The 1,336-nt window shown below is 59.1% G+C and carries 3 protein-coding genes; all 3 read right to left on the bottom strand.

Going from position 1 to position 1,336, the window contains the following annotated elements:
- Positions 1-67 precede the first annotated feature (67 nt).
- Entirely contained in the window at positions 68-367 is a 300-nt protein-coding gene (locus RNA01_RS23275; protein WP_035227069.1) for a conjugal transfer protein TrbD, read from the bottom strand.
- The gene (locus RNA01_RS23280) at positions 360-752 is read right to left on the bottom strand and encodes a TrbC/VirB2 family protein (RefSeq protein ID WP_147182447.1); all 393 of its coding nucleotides are present in this window, start codon (positions 750-752) and stop codon (positions 360-362) included. Before RNA01_RS23280 ends, RNA01_RS23275 begins: the two co-directional genes overlap by 8 nt.
- Positions 742-1,336 (bottom strand): ATPase, T2SS/T4P/T4SS family (locus RNA01_RS23285; RefSeq protein ID WP_170253626.1); only part of this gene is annotated, 595 nt, incomplete at its 5' end. The genes RNA01_RS23280 and RNA01_RS23285, both read right to left, overlap by 11 nt.

The following is a 1,336-nucleotide window of genomic DNA, read 5'->3' on the forward strand; positions in this document are numbered from 1 at the left end:
TGGCACGAGATCGGCGAACGACGGTGCGGACGGACGAAGGGAACGCAAAGCGACCATCATTGCACCTCTAGAAACGCCGCCACGGCGAAGACGTGGGCAGGTAGTGATGCCGGTAGCGCAAATGCCGCACGTAGACATGACGCATGAGGGGATCGGATTTTGCCATCATGCGCAGGGCGCCGACGATTACGAACCAGATGGCGATGCCGAACAGCGCTGAGTACAGGGTGAGCACGACGAAGATCAGGATGATCGCCACCAGCCCTGTGACAAGCAGGAGTTCCCGGTCTGCCCCCATCAACAGGTTCGGTCGTGAAAGAGCGCGGTGAATGCGATTGCGTTGGAGAGCGGAATGCGGCTCAACCATTGGCCCCCTCCCCTCTTGCAACGGACATCGGATGGGAAACGGTACCTGGCAAACTTGTGGCAGCAATCCCGATCGATGCGCCGGTCGCACCGAACAGTCCGACAATCGTTGTGGCCCCTAGCAGGATACCGGCGACCAGTACGATGTAGACGAGGCGTCGCGCGAAATCGTTGAGCTCGCCGCCAAAGATCAGCATTCCGCCGGCGATTGCCATAGCGGCAAGGGCAATTGCCCCTGCGACTGGCCCAGTGATGGATTCCTGAATCTGTTCAAGCGGCCCCTCCCAGGGAAGACTTCCACCGGAACTGGCAAGGGCGGGCGCTGCAAACGCTGCACAAAATAGTGCAGCGAGTAGCCCGAGGCGAAAAGAGCGATTATGCAGCATGAATGTCCTCATCAATTTGAGCGTAATGTTCGGTCTGGTACCGGCTACCGCTGAAGCCCTCGACATTGATGACCTCTCGTACCCGTCTCCCCCTCCCCGCTCGCTCGATCGAGATGACAAGATCAACGGCCTCGCCGATCACAGCCTGCATCGGCTGTTGACTGACCTCGGCGGTCAGCTGCTCCAGACGACGCAAGGCAGACATGGCGGTATTGGAGTGGACGGTGGTGACGCCACCGGGATGGCCGGTATTCCAGGCCTTCAACAGCGTCAGTGCGGCGCCATCGCGGACTTCGCCAACGATGATGCGGTCAGGACGGAGGCGCATGGTGCTCTTCAGCAGCCGCGCCATATCGATCGTGTCACTGGTATGCAGGCACACTGCATTTTCTGCCGCACACCGGATTTCCGCGGTATCTTCAAGAATGACCATACGGTCATCCGGTGCTGAAGCTATGATTTCAGCGATCACGGCATTGGCGAGAGTCGTTTTGCCCGAGCCCGTACCTCCTGCAATTACGATGTTTAGCCGGTTCGCGATAGCGCTCCTGATCACTGTCGCTTGTGCCTCTGTCATCACTTTG

Origin of the sequence: Paenirhizobium naphthalenivorans, assembly GCF_007992095.1 — a bacterium.
GTDB lineage: Bacteria > Pseudomonadota > Alphaproteobacteria > Rhizobiales > Rhizobiaceae > Allorhizobium > Allorhizobium naphthalenivorans.

What these genes read in the sequence shown, in the direction of transcription:
- RNA01_RS23275 (WP_035227069.1), bottom strand. Translation starts at nt 367, where the DNA reads ATGGTTGAGCCGCATTCCGCTCTCCAACGCAATCGCATTCACCGCGCT.
- RNA01_RS23280 (WP_147182447.1), bottom strand. Translation starts at nt 752, where the DNA reads ATGCTGCATAATCGCTCTTTTCGCCTCGGGCTACTCGCTGCACTATTT.